This window comes from Alkalibacterium kapii (assembly GCF_007988865.1).
Lineage (GTDB): Bacteria > Bacillota > Bacilli > Lactobacillales > Carnobacteriaceae_A > Alkalibacterium > Alkalibacterium kapii.
In genome coordinates this window covers 87855-105628 of sequence record NZ_BJUY01000004.1, presented here as the reverse complement: position 1 = coordinate 105628, position 17774 = coordinate 87855, and the positions used below count along the sequence as shown (strand labels likewise).

Below are 17774 nucleotides of genomic sequence, written 5' to 3'. Positions count from 1 at the left end.
AGAATGGGATGGTTCAGTAAGATGAAAGAACTTGCTACATATGAAGCACTATTATTTACTGCAGGCGAAGAAGGAATGGGACTTGATACGTTAGCGCGGTTGACCCATTCGACTCCCGATCATGTCAGAGTATGTCTAAACAGGCTTTCGGAGCGTTATCTGAATGATGAGAGCAGTGGACTCAAACTGATAGAAACAGCCGAAACATATCGATTAGTCACTAAAAAAGCATTCTCTTCAGTTATAGAGAAATATGCACAATCGCCTTTAACTAAAAAATTGAGTAAAGCTTCAGTTGAAACATTAGCCGTCATTGCCTACAAACAGCCGATCACGCGAATGGAGATTGAAGAAATCAGAGGCGTTCAACTATCTTCTAGTCTGCAAAAGTTGAAATTGAGAAATCTTATTCACGAAATCGGGCGTGTCGATGCCCCTGGTCGTCCAGTGCTTTACGGCACCACAGACTATTTTCTGGATTATTTTGGACTGAATGATTTAACGGAATTACCCGAACTGGAAATAGAAGAAAAAGCAGAAAATCAACCGCTGTTTGATGAAGAGACAGGATTTTAAAGGAGAATATTATGGAACGTCTACAAAAAGTAATGGCGCATGCAGGCATTGCGTCTCGCAGAGGCTCAGAAAAATTGATACAAGAAGGTAGAGTAAAGGTCAACGGAAAAGTCGTTACCGAAATGGGTCTGAATGTCAGTAATAAAGATGCAATAACAGTCGATGATGTTCCGATAACAAAAGAACAGAAACTGTATTTTATTTTAAATAAACCTAGAGGAGTCATCTCAAGTGCGGTGGATCCAAAAGGGAGAAAAACAGTGGTAGATTTCTTTGAACACATCGATCAGCGGGTCTATCCAGTAGGACGCTTGGATTATGATACCACAGGCGTTCTTTTATTGACCAATGATGGAGAACTAACTAACCAGCTTACTCATCCAAAATACGGGATTGAAAAAACATATATCGCTAAAGTGACAGGGGTTATAGATAAAACAGCGATAAAAAAGCTTGAAAAAGGCCTAAAGATCGATAACTACAAAACCCTGCCGGCAAAGGCAAGGATATTGGAAATCGATAGTAAGAAAAATAAAAGCATGGTCGAACTGACGATCCATGAAGGAAAAAATCATCAAGTGAAAAAGATGCTTAAAACTGTTGGCTATCCTGTCGAGAAGTTGAACAGAGTTCAGTATGGATTTTTAACTACAGAAGGACTGAAGTCAGGAGAATGGCGTGAGCTGAAATCTTTTGAAGTGAAAAAATTAAAACAGCTGGTCAATGAAAGTCTTTAAGAGTGAATATGTTGGCGGAAAACGAATGCGTTAGTTATAATGGTGTTGACTTGATTTTATTGAAAAACAGTTTGCCGATAATGACCAAAGTACGAATCAGAGGAGTGTCTAAACATGACTGACGAGACTAATGAAGAGAATAAAAAGAAATTACTGGTAGTTGATGATGAAGACCGGATCAGAAGACTACTGAAAATGTACCTGGAAAAAGCGGATTATAGTATTGAAGAAGCAGAAAATGGACGAAAAGCCTTGGATATGGCCAAGGAAAATGACTATGACTTGATCCTTTTAGATGTCATGATGCCCGAATTAGATGGTCTTAAAGTTGCAGAAGAAATCAGGAAAGAAAAAGAAACACCCATTATGATGCTTACAGCTAAAGGAGAAGAACTGAACCGCATACAAGGGTTTGAAGTAGGTGTTGACGATTATATCGTTAAACCATTCAGCCCTCGGGAAATAGTTTTACGGGTAGCAGCTATTTTGAAACGAACCAAAAGCGAATCGTTAAATGCATCCAATGGAGATATTTCCGATACATTAACGCTTCCTCATCTGGAAATAGACAATGACTCAAGAAGAGTCACTGCAGACGGAAAAGCTGTTAATTTAACTCCGAAAGAATATGACCTTCTTCATTACTTGATGTCTTCACCGGATCAGATTTTCGGTCGGGAACAATTATTGAGAGAGGTATGGAAGTACGAATTCTTTGGTGATCTGAGAACTGTAGACACACATATCAAACGCTTAAGAGAGAAATTGAAAAAAGAATCAGTTGTTGCGTCGAAAATGATTGAAACAGTTTGGGGGCTTGGGTATAAATTAAATTCATATCCAGACGAAGAGAGGTAATCGTATGAAATTAAACGTAGTGGCGATCAGGATCTGGCTCATTACTTTTGGTATCACGATATTATCTTTCTTCATAACAACAGTCTATTATGGGGTTTTTTATTCTCATGAAATCAAAGAAAACTACATGGATGAATATGAACAGGTCATAGAAAATATGGAGAGACTGACGACTGTCGATCCAGATTTTTTATTGGAAAATATAGAAGCAATCAATAACTTTCATCCCCAAGTCAATTTTGCTCTATTGTTAGATGATACGTATTCCTCAAACGATGACGATTGGATTCAACCTTTTGACGAAAAGGAGAAGGAAGAGATAGCCAGGGAACCTGCTATAATGGATAAAATTTATTCCAGTGACCATGTGGCGATACGATCAGATCAAAATGATGGATACGAAGCGAATATCCCCTATGTTTTTCACATCAAGCCAGCGGTTATAGATGGTCAGGAGGCTTTATTATATTCATGGGCTGATTTATCTTTTTTAGTGACACTGGAAAAAAGGATCAGTTACTTATTGACGGGACTGATACTTGCCCATCTTTTAGCTGCGCTTTATTATTATATGTATTTGAAACGCAATGTTTCTGAGCCGATCAATGCCATGACAAATATTGCTTTTGACTATGCCCGGGATGATTTTAGTCGCCAGCTATCTATATCAGGTCGCGATGACTTATCAGAGCTGGCAATGGCAATGAATAAAATGGGCCATTCTCTGGAAACCAATCGGATGGTCGTTAGACAGGAAAAGGAATTGTTGTCTCATATCCTGGACAATGTCGAAACGGGAATTTTATATTATGATTCTGATAGAACGCTTCTTTTGTCCAACCCGACCGGTGATATTTTTCTGACACATTATCAGATCGAACAGGCATCGTCATCAAAGCAGGATGATTTTGTCGACATTGCAGAAAAACTAAATGATGTTTTTAATACAAAAACATCTGTGGAATTCACTATCGAGTTGAAAGAGACTTATTATGTTGTCAGTATACTGCCTTTACTTGAAAGAGACAGTAGAGAATTACGTGGATTTGTCGTATCAACTAAAGATCTGACAAAAGAACACCGCCTAGATAAAATGAGGGTAGACTTTATCAATAATATTTCTCACGAATTACGCACACCTCTGGTAATGATCCAGGGCTACAGTGAAGCGATCCTGGATGATGTAGCTGAAACCTTAGAAGAAAAGAAAGAAATGGCTCAAATCATTAGAGACGAGTCGCAGCGTATGAACCGCATGGTCAATGAGATGCTGGACTTGTCACGGATGGAAGCGGGCTATATCGAACTGCAAAAGACAGAGGTAAACATGAATACTTACCTCCGTAATCTTCTTTTCCGATTCGATACAATGGCAAGTGATGTAGAGGTTTCCCTCCAAATGGAAGCACCGAAGGAAACTATTTTACTGACGCTGGATAAGGATAAAATGGATCAGGTCTTTGTGAATCTTGTCAATAATGCTATCCGGCATACAAGTATGACGGATAAGGATGAAAAAATCGTGACCCTGCAGCTTCTTAAAGAGGAAGAGCTGGATGAAGTGGTCATGATCGTTAAGGATACTGGAACAGGAATACCTGAGGAAGATTTGCCTTATATTTTTGATCGCTTTTTCAAGGCAGACAAGTCACGCAATAATCAGTTGTCTAAAGCGAAGGGTACTGGAATAGGTCTGTCTTTAGTTAAGAATATCATAGAAGCACACGACGGATATATTGAAGTAGAATCAAGTTTTGAGGAAGGTTCTGCCTTTATTATCCATATCCCAAGTGAATCTAATGAAGAATAGGAAATTGATACTGACTGAAAACGTCTCGAGATAGTGAAATATAAAACAAACACTTGATATCTTTTATTATTGTGCTATAATGAATACAAATTAAAAATAATGATTCATCTTCAGGGGCAGGGCGAAAATCCCTACCGGTGGTAAAGTCCACGAGCGAGTAAAATTGCTGAACTGGTGTAATTCCAGTACCGACAGTATAGTCTGGATAAAGAAGATGGAGCTTTTTGACTGAACGTAAAACTGTCTATAGCTCTGTTTGTCTCCTGAAAATTGGGATAAACAGAGTTTTTTTATTATCTCTTTTTCAGGAAACAACAAGACAGTGACATTCAGGGAAGTTCACCCTCAGTAGGATGAATCCTTTTAGGAGGATTTATTATGTCAAACAACAAAACAAAGAAGCTGGTAGGCGTTGCCATGCTGGCCTCTATAGCTTGGGTAGTTTCTATGCTGTCTTTCCCGCTCTTACCTGGCTCTCCATTTTTAAAGGTGGATTTCAGTGATCTGGCTGTTTTATTCGGCATGTATGTCTACGGACCTGCTGCCGGTGTTTCTATAGCCTTTATTCGTTCACTTTTATCATATGTGCAAAAAGGAGGCGAAATGGGCTTCCCTATCGGAGATACGGCTGCATTTATTGCATCGATTTCCTTTACTTTACCCATATATCTTATCATCACAAGGTATGGTCTTTCCATCAAAAATAAAGTGATCAGCATATTCTCATCCACTCTATCTCTGACAGTGATGATGGCACTTTTAAACTGGCTCTTTATCGCTCCGGCTTATATGGCTGTCATGGGGTTTGATGTCGGACCTATGCGTTCGTATCTACTGTTGGCTGTTGTTCCTTTTAATATGTTGAAAGGTGTTTTAGTTGGACTTACTTTTTATGTTGCCTTTACTAAGCTGAAGCACTGGTTGGATAAAATGCAGAAAAGATTCAAAAAGAAGCACTTTTCTTCAATGATCGCCAATGAAACTCGGTAAATTTAAAATTAAAACTTAAAAAAGAAGCGAGATCATATGTCTGAGATAGTCGTATGATCTTTCTTCTTTTTTTGTTTTTTCTTGTACACTATTTTCTCTGAGATCAGAGATTAATAGTGCTATAATAAAATCCAGGTGAAGGAAATACTTAGCGGTGGGGGATGATGTAATGGAACGTGATTTTCTTTTTAAATATGTCATAAGCTTATTTAATGAAAAGACTTGTGTCACGACCAGGCAGCTGAAGTTGATTGCGACAGCCAAACGAACACCTTCTGTTTTATTTAATGTTGAAAAAAATAAACTCTATGCACTTTTCGGTCTTTTTCCAGAAATGACTGAGAAAAAATGGGAGAAGTTGTCAATGTTTCTAGTAAGTAATGATTTACTTGCTTTACAAGATGAACATTTGGTACTGACTGAAAAAGGCATAAAAAGCAAAACAGCTTTTTCTGACCAGTTTCCAGTAATTAATCATTTGAATCAGTTAAGTTATTATGGTACACTTCCTCTATTTTTTAATCGAATGATTTTTGTTACACAAGTATTGTCAGAATACAGTTTCAGGAATAAAAATTATTCTCCTTTTCTATCCTCAGTAAATGAGCAGCGAAAACTAAAACAATGGCTGATCGAACAGAAGTTGCCGATGAACTCATTGACGTCTAACTGGGCGGCTGAGTTGAAAGCCATGTTAAAGACTTTACCTACTGAAGAAGCTGATTTCATCTCGGCTCATTTTACTGGATATGATGTTTACGGCGAAACAAGTCGTCAATTACAGGAAAGATATGGATTTTCGAAAGAAGAATATAGAGTTAGATTACAACAATTCAACTATAAGATCACTCTTTTAGAGCCGACCCAGTATCCTCTGTTATCCGCTCTTTTGAAAGATACACATAAGGAATGCCATGAAGGGTTGAGTCACAGTGCGAATATAACGAAGCAGTTACTTGAAAAAGGTAAAGGTATTGATGACGTCGCCAGAATGCGAAAATTAAAAGTCAATACGATCAGAGAACATATCCTGGAGTGTGTTTTAATTTTAAATTGGCCCTATTTTAAACGCTATATATCCAGAGAAAAATATGCTGCTTGCCGTGCACTATTAAATAAAAAACCAAAATTACAGTATGCTGAAGCAAAAAATGTAGTCGAGGATCTGGATTTTTTTGTTTTCCGATTGGTTGAAATCGAAAGGACGAGACGTAATGGACAAATCATTGAAAAGTCAGGTATATGATACTCTTGAAATGAAATTCGGATTCAAAAAGCTGAGACCGGGGCAAGGAGAAGCGATAGAAGCTGCTTTGACAGGAAAGAATTCGCTTGTCATGTTACCGACAGGTACCGGAAAAACTTTGTGTTACCAACTGCCATCTTATTTGATGCGTGGTACGACATTAATTATTTCTCCACTGCTTTCTCTTATGGAAGACCAGGTTGAAAAAATGAAGAGAAATGGAGAGAAATCTGTCCTCGCTTTAAACAGTCATATGTCAGCAAAAGAAAAAAGACAAGGACTTGAATTTTTGCATACATATAAATTTATTTATGTCTCGCCAGAAATGCTGCAGCAGAAAAGAGTTGTAGAACGGCTAGAAGACATCGAGATTTCATTGCTTGTAGTAGATGAAGCTCACTGTATTTCCCAGTGGGGTATGGATTTCAGACCGGATTATTTAAAAATTGGCGATTTGAGAAAACAGTTATCAGAACCACTGACAATGGCACTGACCGCAACGGCGGTTTACGAAGTGAGAAAAGAAATCATTGAAAATTTGAAACTTGAATCAAATATAAAAGAAGTAATTTATTCTGTTGATCGCCCGTCGATACAGTTGAGAGTTGAAAGATGTCAAGGGGATAAGGTTTCGAAGGTGATCCATGCAGTAAATACCTTCGGCTCGTCCGGTATTATATACTTTTCAAGCAAAAAAATGTCGGAAAAAACAGCAGAAAAAATCAGACGAAGGACTGCGTTCTCTGCGGAAAGTTATCACAGTGAAATAGAAACCAAAGACAAGAAAAAAATACAGGCGCAGTTTTTAGCTAATAAATTAGATATCATCTGTGCGACGAGCGCTTTTGGTATGGGGATAGATAAACCTGATATACGTTATATTATTCATTATCACATACCTGCAAATCCTGAGATGTATTTACAGGAAATCGGACGGGCCAGCAGAGATAAAAAGGGTGGAATCGCCCTTCTTCTTTATGAACCTGGTGATGAGTATCTTCAAAAAAGACTGCAAGAAGCATCTCTCCCAGAAGAAAACGAACTGAAGTATGCATATCGGCATCCCGATGAATTGAAAAAATTTAAAGACGACAGCAAACTGCGACTTGCCCAATATTTTATAACTCAAAAAATAAACATCAAAGAAGCTTTAAAGCTCGTTGAAGAAAGAAAAGTACTTAAAAATAAACAATTGGCTGTTATGCTGCAGTATGTTATGTCAGATCAGTGTAAACGGGAATTACTATTAAATTATTTTGGCGAGGAAACGCTAGAACAGCAAAAAAAATGCTGTTCATATTGTGAAGAAAACTTATCGTTACCTTTTGAAAAACGTGGACCAAATTTGCATTATACTCAGAACAAAGAGGACTGGGAAACGATTTTGAACAAATTATTTAATTTCAACAGTCAGCCTTAAAAGTGCTTTTAAATATGCTATAATAAGTACCGTAACATTTGAAAGGAGTCACATAATGAGTAAAAATGATCGTCAATCCATGGAAGAGCTATGGTCAAAACGCTTTGACGAAGAATCTGAATTCAATGAAGGGGAACCCCTGTCAAGAAAAGCTAAAAGGGAAAGAGAAAAAAGTATTTCACCTATTCTAACTGTCACCTTGATATTCTTAGCTTTACTTATTATTTTACCAACATCCGCTTATGTCTGGTGGTCGAGTCGAGATTCACTGGCGGAAGAACCAACCAGTCCTTCAGTAGAACAGGTTGCTGAAAATAATCAGGAAGAAACAGATACTTTAGAGGAAAGCAAGGAAGAAAAAACAAGTAATGAATCTGAATCTGAAAAAGCAATGGATGAAAATCAAGACGGAGCGTCTATCAGCGAAGAAGCGCCAAAAGAAGAATCGGTGGATGCCGCACCTGAAACAGAAGAAACAGGTGAAGATCAAACAGCAACGGATCCAGAAGAAAAACAGCAAGTACCTGCGACGAGCACGGACACTTCTGAAACGACTGAAGCTGAAGAACCAACTGCAGATGAAGGAGAAAGCAGCGCTGCAGCTCAAAATGCCGCTTACTACACGGTCAAAGCAGGAGACAATATGTACCGTATAGCACTTAATCACGGCATGACTACTGAAGAGTTGATGCAGCTGAACGGCCTGCAGGATGAAACAGTTTATGTTGGTCAACAGTTACAGGTAAATTAATCTGACAATGAAAGTGTGGAGAGTATGGAAAACAAATCATTGACCATTGCGATAGATGGACCAGCATCATCTGGAAAAAGCACAGTGGCAAAAAAAATCGCTGCAGAGCTGGACTTGATTTATGTAGATACTGGAGCCATGTATCGGGCGTTGACGTATCAGGCTTTAGAAAAAAATGTGAATATAAAAGATCAAAATGCACTAGTTCAGCTGCTGAAAAAGACAGATATAACATTTGAACCTAATGAAAAAGGGCAATTTGTGTTTTCAAACGGAGTCGATATCACTCATGATATAAGAGATAACAATGTTACAAATACAGTCTCAGTGGTTGCCGCGCATCCAGAAGTCCGTAAATTAATGGTCAAGCGTCAACAGGATATGGCTTTGAATAACGGGGTCGTCATGGATGGACGTGATATCGGTACAGTAGTTTTGCCGGATGCGGATCTTAAGATATTTTTAGTTGCCAGTGTCAAAGAAAGAGCGGAGCGCCGACATAAAGAAAACAAGGAAAAAGGGATATTTTCAGATATGGATCAACTTAAAAAAGATATAGCTGAAAGAGACTATAAAGACTCCACTCGTGATTCTTCTCCTTTAAAACAGGCAGAAGATGCTATCCGGATCGATACAACCAAAATGACCATTGACGAAGTTGTAAATGAAATCAAACAATTGATTCAAAAGATATAATTAACAGTTATCAGATAAGATAGTATGTTTTAGTGGAAATTATTTTATTTATTCGGTACAATAAAAGATGTAGGAATTATTGGTTTTGGGAGGCAAATATAATGACAGAAGAAAACAGAAACGAAAGAGACATGAACGAGGTAACAGAAGAGGAAGCAGTAGAAACTGCAAAAGAGCAGGTACAGGTAGACACACCTGACGATACGACTGCACAGGATGTCTTTGCGGAAAACGAAAAGCAGCAGGTACATCCTGCAGTTGAAGTAGATGAGGCAGCATCTGGCGAATCGATGTCTGACGTAATGAAAGATGTCGATGACATCACTCCTGGTGATCTTGTTAAAGGTGAAGTACTGACTATCGACAGTGATAAACAAGTCATCGTTGGACTGGAAAGTGGTCAAGAAGGTGTGATTCCACCTCGTGAACTTTCAACTGAACGTTTTGATAAACCCTCTGATGTTGTCTCTATCGGCGACACGATCGATGTCGTCGTATTAAGAGATATCAAAGATAAAGAACAGGGTAGCTTTATCCTATCTAAAAAACGTGTCGATCAGCGTAAAGTATGGGAAGAATTACAGCAGAAATACGACAACGATGAAGTGATCGAAGCAACGGTTTCTCGTGTCGTTAAAGGTGGATTGACTATTGATCTTGGCGTACGGGGATTTGTTCCAGCTTCACAGATCGATACCCATTTCGTCAGTGACTTGAATCAGTTTGAAGGCAACACGTACAAATTTAAAATTATTGAAATCGATCCAAAAGAACGTCAGCTTATCCTTTCACGTAAAGTTCTCCTGGAAAAAGAGCGGGCAGCCGAGCGTGAGGAAGCACTTGAAAACCTTGAAGAAGGTTCAGTAGTTGAAGGTGAAGTCGTTCGCTTGACCAACTTTGGTGCTTTTGTGAATGTTGGCGGCGTTGATGGACTCGTTCATATTTCAGAGATCGCTCACGAGCGTATCGCATCTCCGAAAGATAAGTTATCCAAAGGGGACAAAGTAGATGTCAAAGTTCTTAAAGTCGACAAAGAGCAGGAACGCGTTTCCTTGTCCATCAAAGAGACATTACCTGGACCTTGGGATAATATCAAAGAAGAACTTCCAGCTGGAACTGTAACTAAAGGAACAGTCAAACGTGTCACTGACTTTGGTGCATTCGTTGAAGTAAAACCAGGTGTTGAAGGCCTTGTTCATATCTCGGAAATGGCACACAAACATGTGGAAACGCCACATGAAGTTGTAGCTAAAGATGAAGAAATAGAAGTCAAGGTATTGAGTGTCAATCCTGAAGAAGAACGTATTTCTCTAAGTATCAAAGCTTTAGAAGAAAATACGAATGAATCAGCAGACACTGAGCAACCTAAATCAGCGCCTAAGATGAAAGCTAAGGATAAACCAGAAATCACACAGCCATCATTGCGTGATGATGATGACGAAGGGGCATTCACGTTAGGTGACCAGATCGGTGATCAACTTTCAGGATTATTGGATGAAGATGACGAAGAGTAGTCAATAAAAAGGTATCTTTTACCGCACCCAACTGTATTTAGGTATAATGCCTATTGCAGTTGGGTGTCGTGCTTTATGAAACAATTATAACTATGGAAGAAGGTGTTATGGTGGTGAAACCAACTGTAGCCATTGTAGGAAGACCCAACGTCGGTAAATCCACGATTTTCAATCGTATTGTAGGAGAACGTATATCTATCGTCGAAGATACATCAGGAGTAACGCGAGATAGGATTTATGCTGATGCAGAGTGGCTTGGAAGAGACTTCGCATTAATAGATACGGGCGGCATTACTCTTGAAGACGAACCGCTTAACGTGCAAATCCGTCAGCAGGCTCAGATCGCAATAGAAGAAGCTGATGTGATCATAATGATAACAAGCGTAAAAGAAGGCGTTACTTATGAAGATCAGCAAGTGGCTCCTATTCTTTTCAAATCCGGAAAACCTGTCATACTGGCAGTGAACAAAGCTGATAATCCTGAACTCAGGAATGATATATTTGAATTTTATTCTCTAGGTCTGGGAGATCCTTTTCCTATATCGGGTTCTCATGGTCTAGGTCTGGGAGATGTGCTGGACGAGGCTTTAAAATATTTTCCAGAAGATTCAGAAGATGAGTATGATGATTCAACGATCAAATTCAGCGTGATCGGGCGCCCTAACGTTGGTAAATCAAGCCTTGTCAATGCCATTATCGGTGAAGAGCGGGTCATTGTCTCTAATATTGCAGGGACGACACGAGAAGCTGTAGATACTCATTTTCAAACGAAAGCAGGCCGGGATTTTGTTGTTATTGATACAGCAGGCATGCGAAAAAAAGGGAAAGTTTATGAATCCACTGAAAAATACAGTGTTTTAAGAGCCTTAAGAGCTATCGACCGGTCTGACGTCGTCTTATGTGTCATCAATGCTGAAGAAGGCATCAGAGAACAGGATAAGCGTGTATTTGGCTATGCTCACGAAGCCGGCAAAGGAATCATACTGGTTGTGAACAAATGGGACGCAATCGAAAAAGAAACCAATACAATGAAAGAATTTGAACTGGATGTTAGAGAAGGCTTCCAGTATTTAAGCTACGCACCAATCGTTTTTGTTTCTGCATTGACAAAGAAACGCCTTCATCTTCTGCCAGAGCGTATTGAAGAAGTCTTTATGAACCGGCACTTACGTATTCAGTCATCTATCTTGAATGATGTCGTCATGGATGCTGTGGCAACAAATCCGACTCCAACGGATAAAGGGCGCCGCTTGAAGATTTTCTATACGACACAAGTTTCTGTATCACCTCCAACATTCGTCATTTTTGTAAATGATCCGGAACTACTTCACTTTTCGTATGCACGTTTTTTAGAGAATAGGTTCAGAGATACATTTAACTTTTCGGGAACGCCTATTCGTATTATTCCAAGAAAACGAAAGTAGTAAAAAAAGACATCTTATTATTTATACTGCATAAGATTCTCATGAAAAAAAGCTGAAATTACAGGAGAATAGTACAAAAGCATTGCAGTATCAAGGATTCTGTGGTATCTTTTTAATTGAAATGTCATAACCGACTATTTCACCCAAGTGCATGTCAAGAAAAAGAATGCGGTTAGTTTGCAAATACATTCATTGAATTATATGCATTAGCTTCTTTCGAGGAGGTGAAAGATAACGATGGCAAATAAAGCAGAATTAATCGAAAAAGTAGCATCTTCAGCTGATCTATCAAAAAAAGATGCAACAGCTGCAGTAGAAGCTGTATTCGACTCAATCAAAGATACATTAGCTGACGGCGAAAAAGTACAAATCATTGGATTTGGTAACTTTGAAGTACGCGACCGCGCAGCACGTAAAGGACGTAATCCTCAAACTGGGGAAGAAATCCAGATTCCTGCAACTAAAGTTCCGGCATTCAAAGCTGGTAAAGCTTTAAAAGATGCAGTTAAAGCATAAAAATGTCATGCTTTTAAAACGTCGAGGTCCTAGGATCTCGACGTTTTTTGATAAATGGCTCTTATTCACCATAACTTATTACATAATTTGAAACTGATGTACCATGGCTAGTACATAGAAAAGTAAAACGGTTGACAATTAAATGGGTTGCACGTAATCTTAAAGAAATAGAACGACATTACTGAAAGGATGATGAATGGACAATGTCCTCCAATCGCAAAGAGGAAATAAAGAAAGAAGCAAAAGAGAGAAACGTCAGATTTCTGAGACTGATGTTTACAGATATCGATGGGGTGATCAAAAACGTTGAAGTCCCTATCAGTCAGCTGGATAAGGTTATGGACAATGAAATGGCTTTTGATGGTTCTTCTATAGATGGCTTTGTGGAGATCGATCAAAGCGATATGAAACTGCATCCAGACCTGGATACTTGGCTGATTTTTCCCTGGGAGCTCGAATCCGGTGACAGTCGGATCGCCCGCTTCATTTGCGATGTCTATATGCCTTCAGGTGAACCCTTCAAAGGAGACCCTCGAAGCAATCTCAAGCGCATTCTAAAAGAAATGGAACATTTAGGTTTTACGGAATTCAATTTAGGCCCTGAACCAGAATTTTTCTTGTTCAAGTTGGATGAGAACGGTAATCCAAGCAAGAATCTCAATGATCACGGCGGCTATTTTGATTTAGCACCGACAGATTTGGCAGAAAACTGTCGAAGAGATATCGTGCTGGAACTCGAAGCATTAGGTTTTGAAATCGAAGCCAGCCATCACGAAGCAGCACCTGGTCAACACGAGATCGATTGGAAGTACGCCAATGCAGTAGAAGCCTGCGACAATATACAGACGTTTAAATTGATCGTCAAAACCGTAGCTAGAAAACATGGGCTGCATGCCACCTTTATGCCTAAACCGATTGAAAACATCAGTGGTTCGGGCATGCATTTCAATATGTCTCTATTTAAAGATGGAGTAAATGCCTTTTACGATGAAAGCAGTGCAGACGGCTTAAGTACAACGACTTATCAGTTTATCGCAGGACTCTTGGATCACGCTCAAGCCTATACAGCTATCTGTAATCCAATCATCAACTCCTATAAACGACTGACGCCTGGATTTGAGGCGCCTGTTTATGTGGCCTGGTCTGAAACGAACCGGACACCTTTGATTCGCGTGCCATCTTCCAGAGGACAGTCCACACGCGTTGAATTAAGGAGCGTCGATCCGACAGCCAACCCTTATCTAGCTCTGGCAGTATTATTGAAAGCTGGTATGATGGGTATTTCTGAAGCTAAAAGTGCTCCAAAGCCTATCAACAAGAATATCTATAATATGGACCAGTTCGAGCGCGAAGAAAATCAAATTCAATCACTGCCTAAAACGATTGCCGAAGCACTGGAAGCACTGAAAAATGATGAAACGATCATTGATGCTTTGGGTCAGCACATTTTTGAAAGATTTGTAGCAGCCAGAGAAGCAGACTGGAGAAAATATTCCACTGCAGTATCACAATATGAAATGGATAGATACTTTAAGCTTTACTAATAAAGAATGAGCTTGGTAGTCGAACTCTTGAAAGAAGCAGATAAGGCTTCTTTCAAGAGTTTTCAACTGTAAACCATCTAAAGAACCACAAGTTATCGATCGATTTTAAGACAATGAAAGGACGGGATAATCAATGAAAGTATATACGGGTAGAGGAGATTACGGAAATACAAATTTGATCGGCGGACGAACAGTTAAAAAAACCAATGGACGTGTGGATGCTTATGGAAATATCGATGAATTGAATGCTCACATCGGTTTACTTGTAAGCATAGTCGATGAAAATTACAGAGATACAGAAAGAGGCATCCTTACAGATCTCTATACTATCCAGCACGACTTGTTCGATATCGGCAGTATCCTGGCAGATAAAGAAAACAAGCTGGCGTTTGTATTCAGTCCATCCAAATTCAAAAATATAGAGAAAAAAATTGACGAGCTGACGCCACATCTTAGCGAATTAAAATATTTTATCCTTCCAGGAGGGACGAAACCGGCAGCGCAAGCTCATGTAGTTCGAACAGTCACGCGCCGAGTAGAACGGGATATATTGGCATTTGCTGAAGAAGAGCCCGTTCAGGAAAATATTCTGATCTATCTGAATCGCTTATCTGACTACTTTTTTATTCTGGCAAGATATTTGAATAAGCGAGTAGGAAAGAGAGAAACAGTGTACACAAAAACAGGGGAAGTTTTTCATAATGATTAAGAGATAAAGCCTAAAAACAAAATTTAAACATGAAACCAGCTTGGCTGAGCAAATCTTTGAAAGAATAAAACCAATTTATTATTGACATCAGGCAATAATCGCTATATAATAAGTTCTGTTGGTAAAATTGTTCTGGTAGCTCAGCTGGATAGAGCATTCGCCTTCTAAGCGAACGGTCGGGGGTTCGAATCCCTCCCAGAACGTCATTATATTAAATAGACTAAAAAAGAAAAGACTCTGGTCTTTTCTTTTTTTTATGATTATTTACCTGCTGATACAAGTTTAATATAAGTAGAAGAAAAACAATTCAGCAGGCAATACTTTTAGCCAAAGGACAAAGTGGAATCTGACTTATTTGTGGGTGGTCACAACTGGAAGCATGTACTGCCTTCTCAAGTAAAATCTTTCTGTTAGAAGGACTTAAAGCGCACATCTGTGTCCATCTCGAACAAGTAAATCTTTCCACTGGTCACTACAAAAGACCTTTAACGCACACTCAAACATCATCTACTCCTTAGTTGTCAAGACGAGGAAAAACTTCACTAAATTTGGAAGATTCAATGAGTTCAGCTGGAACAAGAAATAAAGTGTTAAAGACATAGTCTAGAATCTAAAGTGATTTACACGGTAGTTCAAAGAAATGAATGAATAGTTTGAAACTGTTTTAAATACGGCATTTTTCCGCTATAATATAAAATGAATATAATTTAAGGAGAATGTATAGTGGATTGGTTTATTTCTTTACATCCTGTGATGCAGGCCTTTCTGGCTACGCTTTTTACATGGGGCGTAACAGCACTAGGTGCATCGCTGGTCTTTTTAATGAAAGATATGAATAAAAGTGTTTTAACTGCCATGTTGGGATTTGCTGCAGGGGTAATGATCGCAGCAAGCTTCTGGTCTCTCCTGGCTCCAGCTATAGAACTTGCTGAACAAACGAATGTACCCGGCTGGATACCCGCCGTCGTTGGCTTTTTAGCAGGAGGTCTGTTTTTATGGATCACTGACAAGTCGTTGCCTCATTTGCACCCAAGCCTAAATGGCAGCAGTGGTAAAGAGGAAGGAATCAAAACGGATTTAAGACGTAGTGTTCTATTGGTGCTGGCAATTACACTACATAATATCCCTGAAGGACTTGCGGTCGGCGTAGCGTTTGGTGCTGCTGCAGCTGGTTTTCCCGCTTCCACTGTAGCAAGTGCTATAGCGCTTGCAATAGGGATCGGACTTCAGAACTTTCCGGAGGGCGCTTCCGTGTCTCTTCCTTTGAGAAAAGAAGGTTTCAGCAGAACCAAGGCTTTTCTTTATGGACAGGCGTCAGGGATCGTCGAACCTATTGCCGGCGTGTTGGGAGCGGCTTTAGTTACCTCCATGCGGCCGATTTTGCCTTACGCTCTGGCTTTTGCCGCAGGTGCTATGATTTACGTAGTTGTTGAAGAATTGATTCCGGAAGCCAAAGTTGAAAGACACAATGATATAGGAACGATCGGTGCTATGATCGGTTTCACGGTCATGATGTTTTTAGACGTCGCTTTAGGCTAACAACAATTTTTGAACCTTATGTTTGGTGATAGGCTTACTGCTCTGTTAGAATTACAATAAAGAGGAGGATATCATCGTGAAAATATTAGAAGCTAAAAAAGAAGCGAAAGATATGGCTGTTGTAGTTGAAAATTATATACAGAAGATGGATTACTCAAAAGATGATCTGCTGCTTATATGTTCAGATGAGAATAAATCAGAATGCGAAAAAGTTAGAGGTATCGAAAATGAAACAGTTAATGTGAAAGAACTGGATACCGATAGAAAAGAAACCCTTAGAAAATATAGTCTTAACGAAGCAGATGAAAAACGGTTTGATGATGTGATCACTCAGGGAGGCTTTCTTATTTTGCTGAAAGACTCGTCTCATTCTATATTCAGTACGGAAGAAAAATCTGATCAGTCTGATGAAACAGACGAACCTCATACGAAAAAGATCAAAGACACATCAAAGAATTCTGACACATTATCATCCGAAGGGATCAAGGCTCCAGGGTTCGGTGTAGATTTTAATGAACCGCAATCCAATGCCGATACACACGAAGATGTTTTTAACCCTGATGACCCAGATCCAGACAATCTTCGAAAATAATTAAAACCGGGACGTCGGGGGAAGCTAGCGAAAATCTTCTGAGTCCCTTTTTTTCATTGAAAAAGCAGTGGACATTAGATATAATGTAACTTGTAAATACGGGAGTTACCCAAGCCTGGCTGAAGGGGACGGACTCGAAATCCGTTAGGCGGCTTTATGTCGTGCGAGGGTTCGAATCCCTCACTCTCGGTATATAGAAAGGAATGATGATATGGCTCTGAGAGATTGGTTCAAAGTACCGAATCTGCTGTCTTATTTCAGGCTGATCCTCATTCCTTTTTTTGTTTACTACTATCTAGGGGCAGAAACACAGATGGATCATCTGTTTGCCACAGGGATCCTTGTTCTGTCAGGAGTGACAGATGCCTTGGATGGCTATATTGCCAGGAAGTATGATCAGGGTACGCGTATCGGTCAGCTTTTGGATCCAGTAGCAGACAAACTGACTCAAATCGCGGTCGTAGGTGTGCTGATGATCAGGTGGCAGCTGTTTATTTTTTTATTTGTCCTGTTTTTGATCAAAGAAACATTTATGTTTGTCCAGAATATAAGACTTTATCGAAAAAATATGACGCTTGACGGAGCGAAATGGTATGGAAAAATTGCAACCATTATTTTTTATCTCACCATGTTCATTGCCGTCTTTTTCCCTAAACTATCGAGTGGCACAATAGCTGTTCTTGTAATATTAGCAAGTTCTTTTCAGTTACTGGCCTTTTATAAATATGCTAAACTGTTCAATGACATGGAAAACGAGTAGCAATGAGATTCTTTGCCTTAATCGACTATTTAGAAAAGATGAAGAGAAAGCAAACCAGCAAAAAAATAAGATTATTTAAAGGTGATGGATAA

Annotated in this window: 17 protein-coding genes, 2 tRNA genes and 1 riboswitch; all 19 genes read left to right on the top strand. The window is 39.2% G+C overall.

What is annotated here, in order from left to right:
- Positions 1-21 precede the first annotated feature (21 nt).
- Positions 22-576, top strand: coding sequence for an SMC-Scp complex subunit ScpB (scpB, locus tag AKA01nite_RS02865; protein WP_146923613.1), 555 nt, complete (start codon positions 22-24; stop codon positions 574-576).
- 11 nt (positions 577-587) lie between these two features.
- Complete coding sequence (locus AKA01nite_RS02860; RefSeq protein WP_146923611.1) at positions 588-1313, top strand: pseudouridine synthase; 726 nt, start codon at positions 588-590, stop codon at positions 1311-1313.
- A 114-nt stretch (positions 1314-1427) separates the two neighbouring features.
- Positions 1428-2171 (top strand): response regulator transcription factor, encoded by a 744-nt coding sequence (locus AKA01nite_RS02855; protein WP_146923609.1) that lies wholly within the window; start codon positions 1428-1430, stop codon positions 2169-2171.
- Positions 2172-2175: 4 nt separating this feature from the next.
- Positions 2176-3981: a sensor histidine kinase gene (locus AKA01nite_RS02850; protein ID WP_146923608.1), complete on the top strand. Its 1806-nt coding sequence runs from the start codon at positions 2176-2178 to the stop codon at positions 3979-3981.
- Positions 3982-4083: 102 nt separating this feature from the next.
- Positions 4084-4201: riboswitch (FMN riboswitch) on the top strand.
- Between the two features lie 158 nt (positions 4202-4359).
- On the top strand, positions 4360-4971 hold the full coding sequence (locus AKA01nite_RS02845; RefSeq protein WP_146923605.1) for an ECF transporter S component: 612 nt from the start codon (positions 4360-4362) through the stop codon (positions 4969-4971).
- Between the two features lie 169 nt (positions 4972-5140).
- Positions 5141-6217, top strand: a complete 1077-nt coding sequence (locus tag AKA01nite_RS02840) for a helix-turn-helix domain-containing protein (RefSeq protein ID WP_146923604.1) — start codon at positions 5141-5143, stop codon at positions 6215-6217.
- A complete protein-coding gene (locus AKA01nite_RS02835) occupies positions 6186-7637 on the top strand; it encodes a RecQ family ATP-dependent DNA helicase (protein WP_146923602.1) in 1452 nt (483 codons plus the stop codon). Before AKA01nite_RS02840 ends, AKA01nite_RS02835 begins: the two co-directional genes overlap by 32 nt.
- Positions 7638-7692: 55 nt before the next feature.
- Entirely contained in the window at positions 7693-8388 is a 696-nt protein-coding gene (locus tag AKA01nite_RS02830; protein WP_146923600.1) for a LysM peptidoglycan-binding domain-containing protein, read from the top strand.
- 24 nt (positions 8389-8412) lie between these two features.
- Positions 8413-9084, top strand: a complete 672-nt coding sequence (gene cmk / locus AKA01nite_RS02825) for a (d)CMP kinase (RefSeq protein ID WP_146923598.1) — start codon at positions 8413-8415, stop codon at positions 9082-9084.
- A gap of 101 nt (positions 9085-9185) precedes the next feature.
- Entirely contained in the window at positions 9186-10598 is a 1413-nt protein-coding gene (gene rpsA / locus AKA01nite_RS02820; protein ID WP_443092682.1) for a 30S ribosomal protein S1, read from the top strand.
- Positions 10599-10708: 110 nt separating this feature from the next.
- Positions 10709-12022 carry a ribosome biogenesis GTPase Der gene (gene der / locus AKA01nite_RS02815; RefSeq protein WP_146923651.1) on the top strand — a complete coding sequence of 438 codons (1314 nt, stop codon included), beginning with the start codon at positions 10709-10711 and terminating at the stop codon, positions 12020-12022.
- A gap of 237 nt (positions 12023-12259) precedes the next feature.
- Positions 12260-12538, top strand: a complete 279-nt coding sequence (gene hbs, locus AKA01nite_RS02810; RefSeq protein ID WP_146923596.1) for a non-specific DNA-binding protein Hbs — start codon at positions 12260-12262, stop codon at positions 12536-12538.
- A gap of 203 nt (positions 12539-12741) precedes the next feature.
- The gene (gene glnA, locus AKA01nite_RS02805) at positions 12742-14082 is read left to right on the top strand and encodes a type I glutamate--ammonia ligase (protein ID WP_146923595.1); all 1341 of its coding nucleotides are present in this window, start codon (positions 12742-12744) and stop codon (positions 14080-14082) included.
- A 133-nt stretch (positions 14083-14215) separates the two neighbouring features.
- Positions 14216-14791, top strand: a complete 576-nt coding sequence (locus AKA01nite_RS02800) for a cob(I)yrinic acid a,c-diamide adenosyltransferase (RefSeq protein ID WP_146923593.1) — start codon at positions 14216-14218, stop codon at positions 14789-14791.
- Between the two features lie 129 nt (positions 14792-14920).
- Positions 14921-14994, top strand: a tRNA-Arg gene (locus AKA01nite_RS02795).
- A 517-nt stretch (positions 14995-15511) separates the two neighbouring features.
- A complete protein-coding gene (locus AKA01nite_RS02790; protein ID WP_222592468.1) occupies positions 15512-16330 on the top strand; it encodes a ZIP family metal transporter in 819 nt (272 codons plus the stop codon).
- A gap of 76 nt (positions 16331-16406) precedes the next feature.
- On the top strand, positions 16407-16922 hold the full coding sequence (locus AKA01nite_RS02785) for a hypothetical protein (RefSeq protein WP_146923590.1): 516 nt from the start codon (positions 16407-16409) through the stop codon (positions 16920-16922).
- A gap of 99 nt (positions 16923-17021) precedes the next feature.
- Positions 17022-17112, top strand: a tRNA-Ser gene (locus AKA01nite_RS02780).
- Positions 17113-17133: 21 nt separating this feature from the next.
- On the top strand, positions 17134-17682 hold the full coding sequence (locus AKA01nite_RS02775; RefSeq protein WP_146923588.1) for a CDP-alcohol phosphatidyltransferase family protein: 549 nt from the start codon (positions 17134-17136) through the stop codon (positions 17680-17682).
- The last annotated feature ends 92 nt before the right edge of the window (positions 17683-17774 follow it).

What these genes read in the sequence shown, in the direction of transcription:
- scpB (WP_146923613.1), top strand. Translation starts at nt 22, where the DNA reads ATGAAAGAACTTGCTACATATGAAGCACTATTATTTACTGCAGGCGAA.
- AKA01nite_RS02860 (WP_146923611.1), top strand. Translation starts at nt 588, where the DNA reads ATGGAACGTCTACAAAAAGTAATGGCGCATGCAGGCATTGCGTCTCGC.
- AKA01nite_RS02855 (WP_146923609.1), top strand. Translation starts at nt 1,428, where the DNA reads ATGACTGACGAGACTAATGAAGAGAATAAAAAGAAATTACTGGTAGTT.
- AKA01nite_RS02850 (WP_146923608.1), top strand. Translation starts at nt 2,176, where the DNA reads ATGAAATTAAACGTAGTGGCGATCAGGATCTGGCTCATTACTTTTGGT.
- AKA01nite_RS02845 (WP_146923605.1), top strand. Translation starts at nt 4,360, where the DNA reads ATGTCAAACAACAAAACAAAGAAGCTGGTAGGCGTTGCCATGCTGGCC.
- AKA01nite_RS02840 (WP_146923604.1), top strand. Translation starts at nt 5,141, where the DNA reads ATGGAACGTGATTTTCTTTTTAAATATGTCATAAGCTTATTTAATGAA.
- AKA01nite_RS02835 (WP_146923602.1), top strand. Translation starts at nt 6,186, where the DNA reads ATGGACAAATCATTGAAAAGTCAGGTATATGATACTCTTGAAATGAAA.
- AKA01nite_RS02830 (WP_146923600.1), top strand. Translation starts at nt 7,693, where the DNA reads ATGAGTAAAAATGATCGTCAATCCATGGAAGAGCTATGGTCAAAACGC.
- cmk (WP_146923598.1), top strand. Translation starts at nt 8,413, where the DNA reads ATGGAAAACAAATCATTGACCATTGCGATAGATGGACCAGCATCATCT.
- rpsA (WP_443092682.1), top strand. Translation starts at nt 9,186, where the DNA reads ATGACAGAAGAAAACAGAAACGAAAGAGACATGAACGAGGTAACAGAA.
- hbs (WP_146923596.1), top strand. Translation starts at nt 12,260, where the DNA reads ATGGCAAATAAAGCAGAATTAATCGAAAAAGTAGCATCTTCAGCTGAT.
- glnA (WP_146923595.1), top strand. Translation starts at nt 12,742, where the DNA reads ATGTCCTCCAATCGCAAAGAGGAAATAAAGAAAGAAGCAAAAGAGAGA.
- AKA01nite_RS02800 (WP_146923593.1), top strand. Translation starts at nt 14,216, where the DNA reads ATGAAAGTATATACGGGTAGAGGAGATTACGGAAATACAAATTTGATC.
- AKA01nite_RS02775 (WP_146923588.1), top strand. Translation starts at nt 17,134, where the DNA reads ATGGCTCTGAGAGATTGGTTCAAAGTACCGAATCTGCTGTCTTATTTC.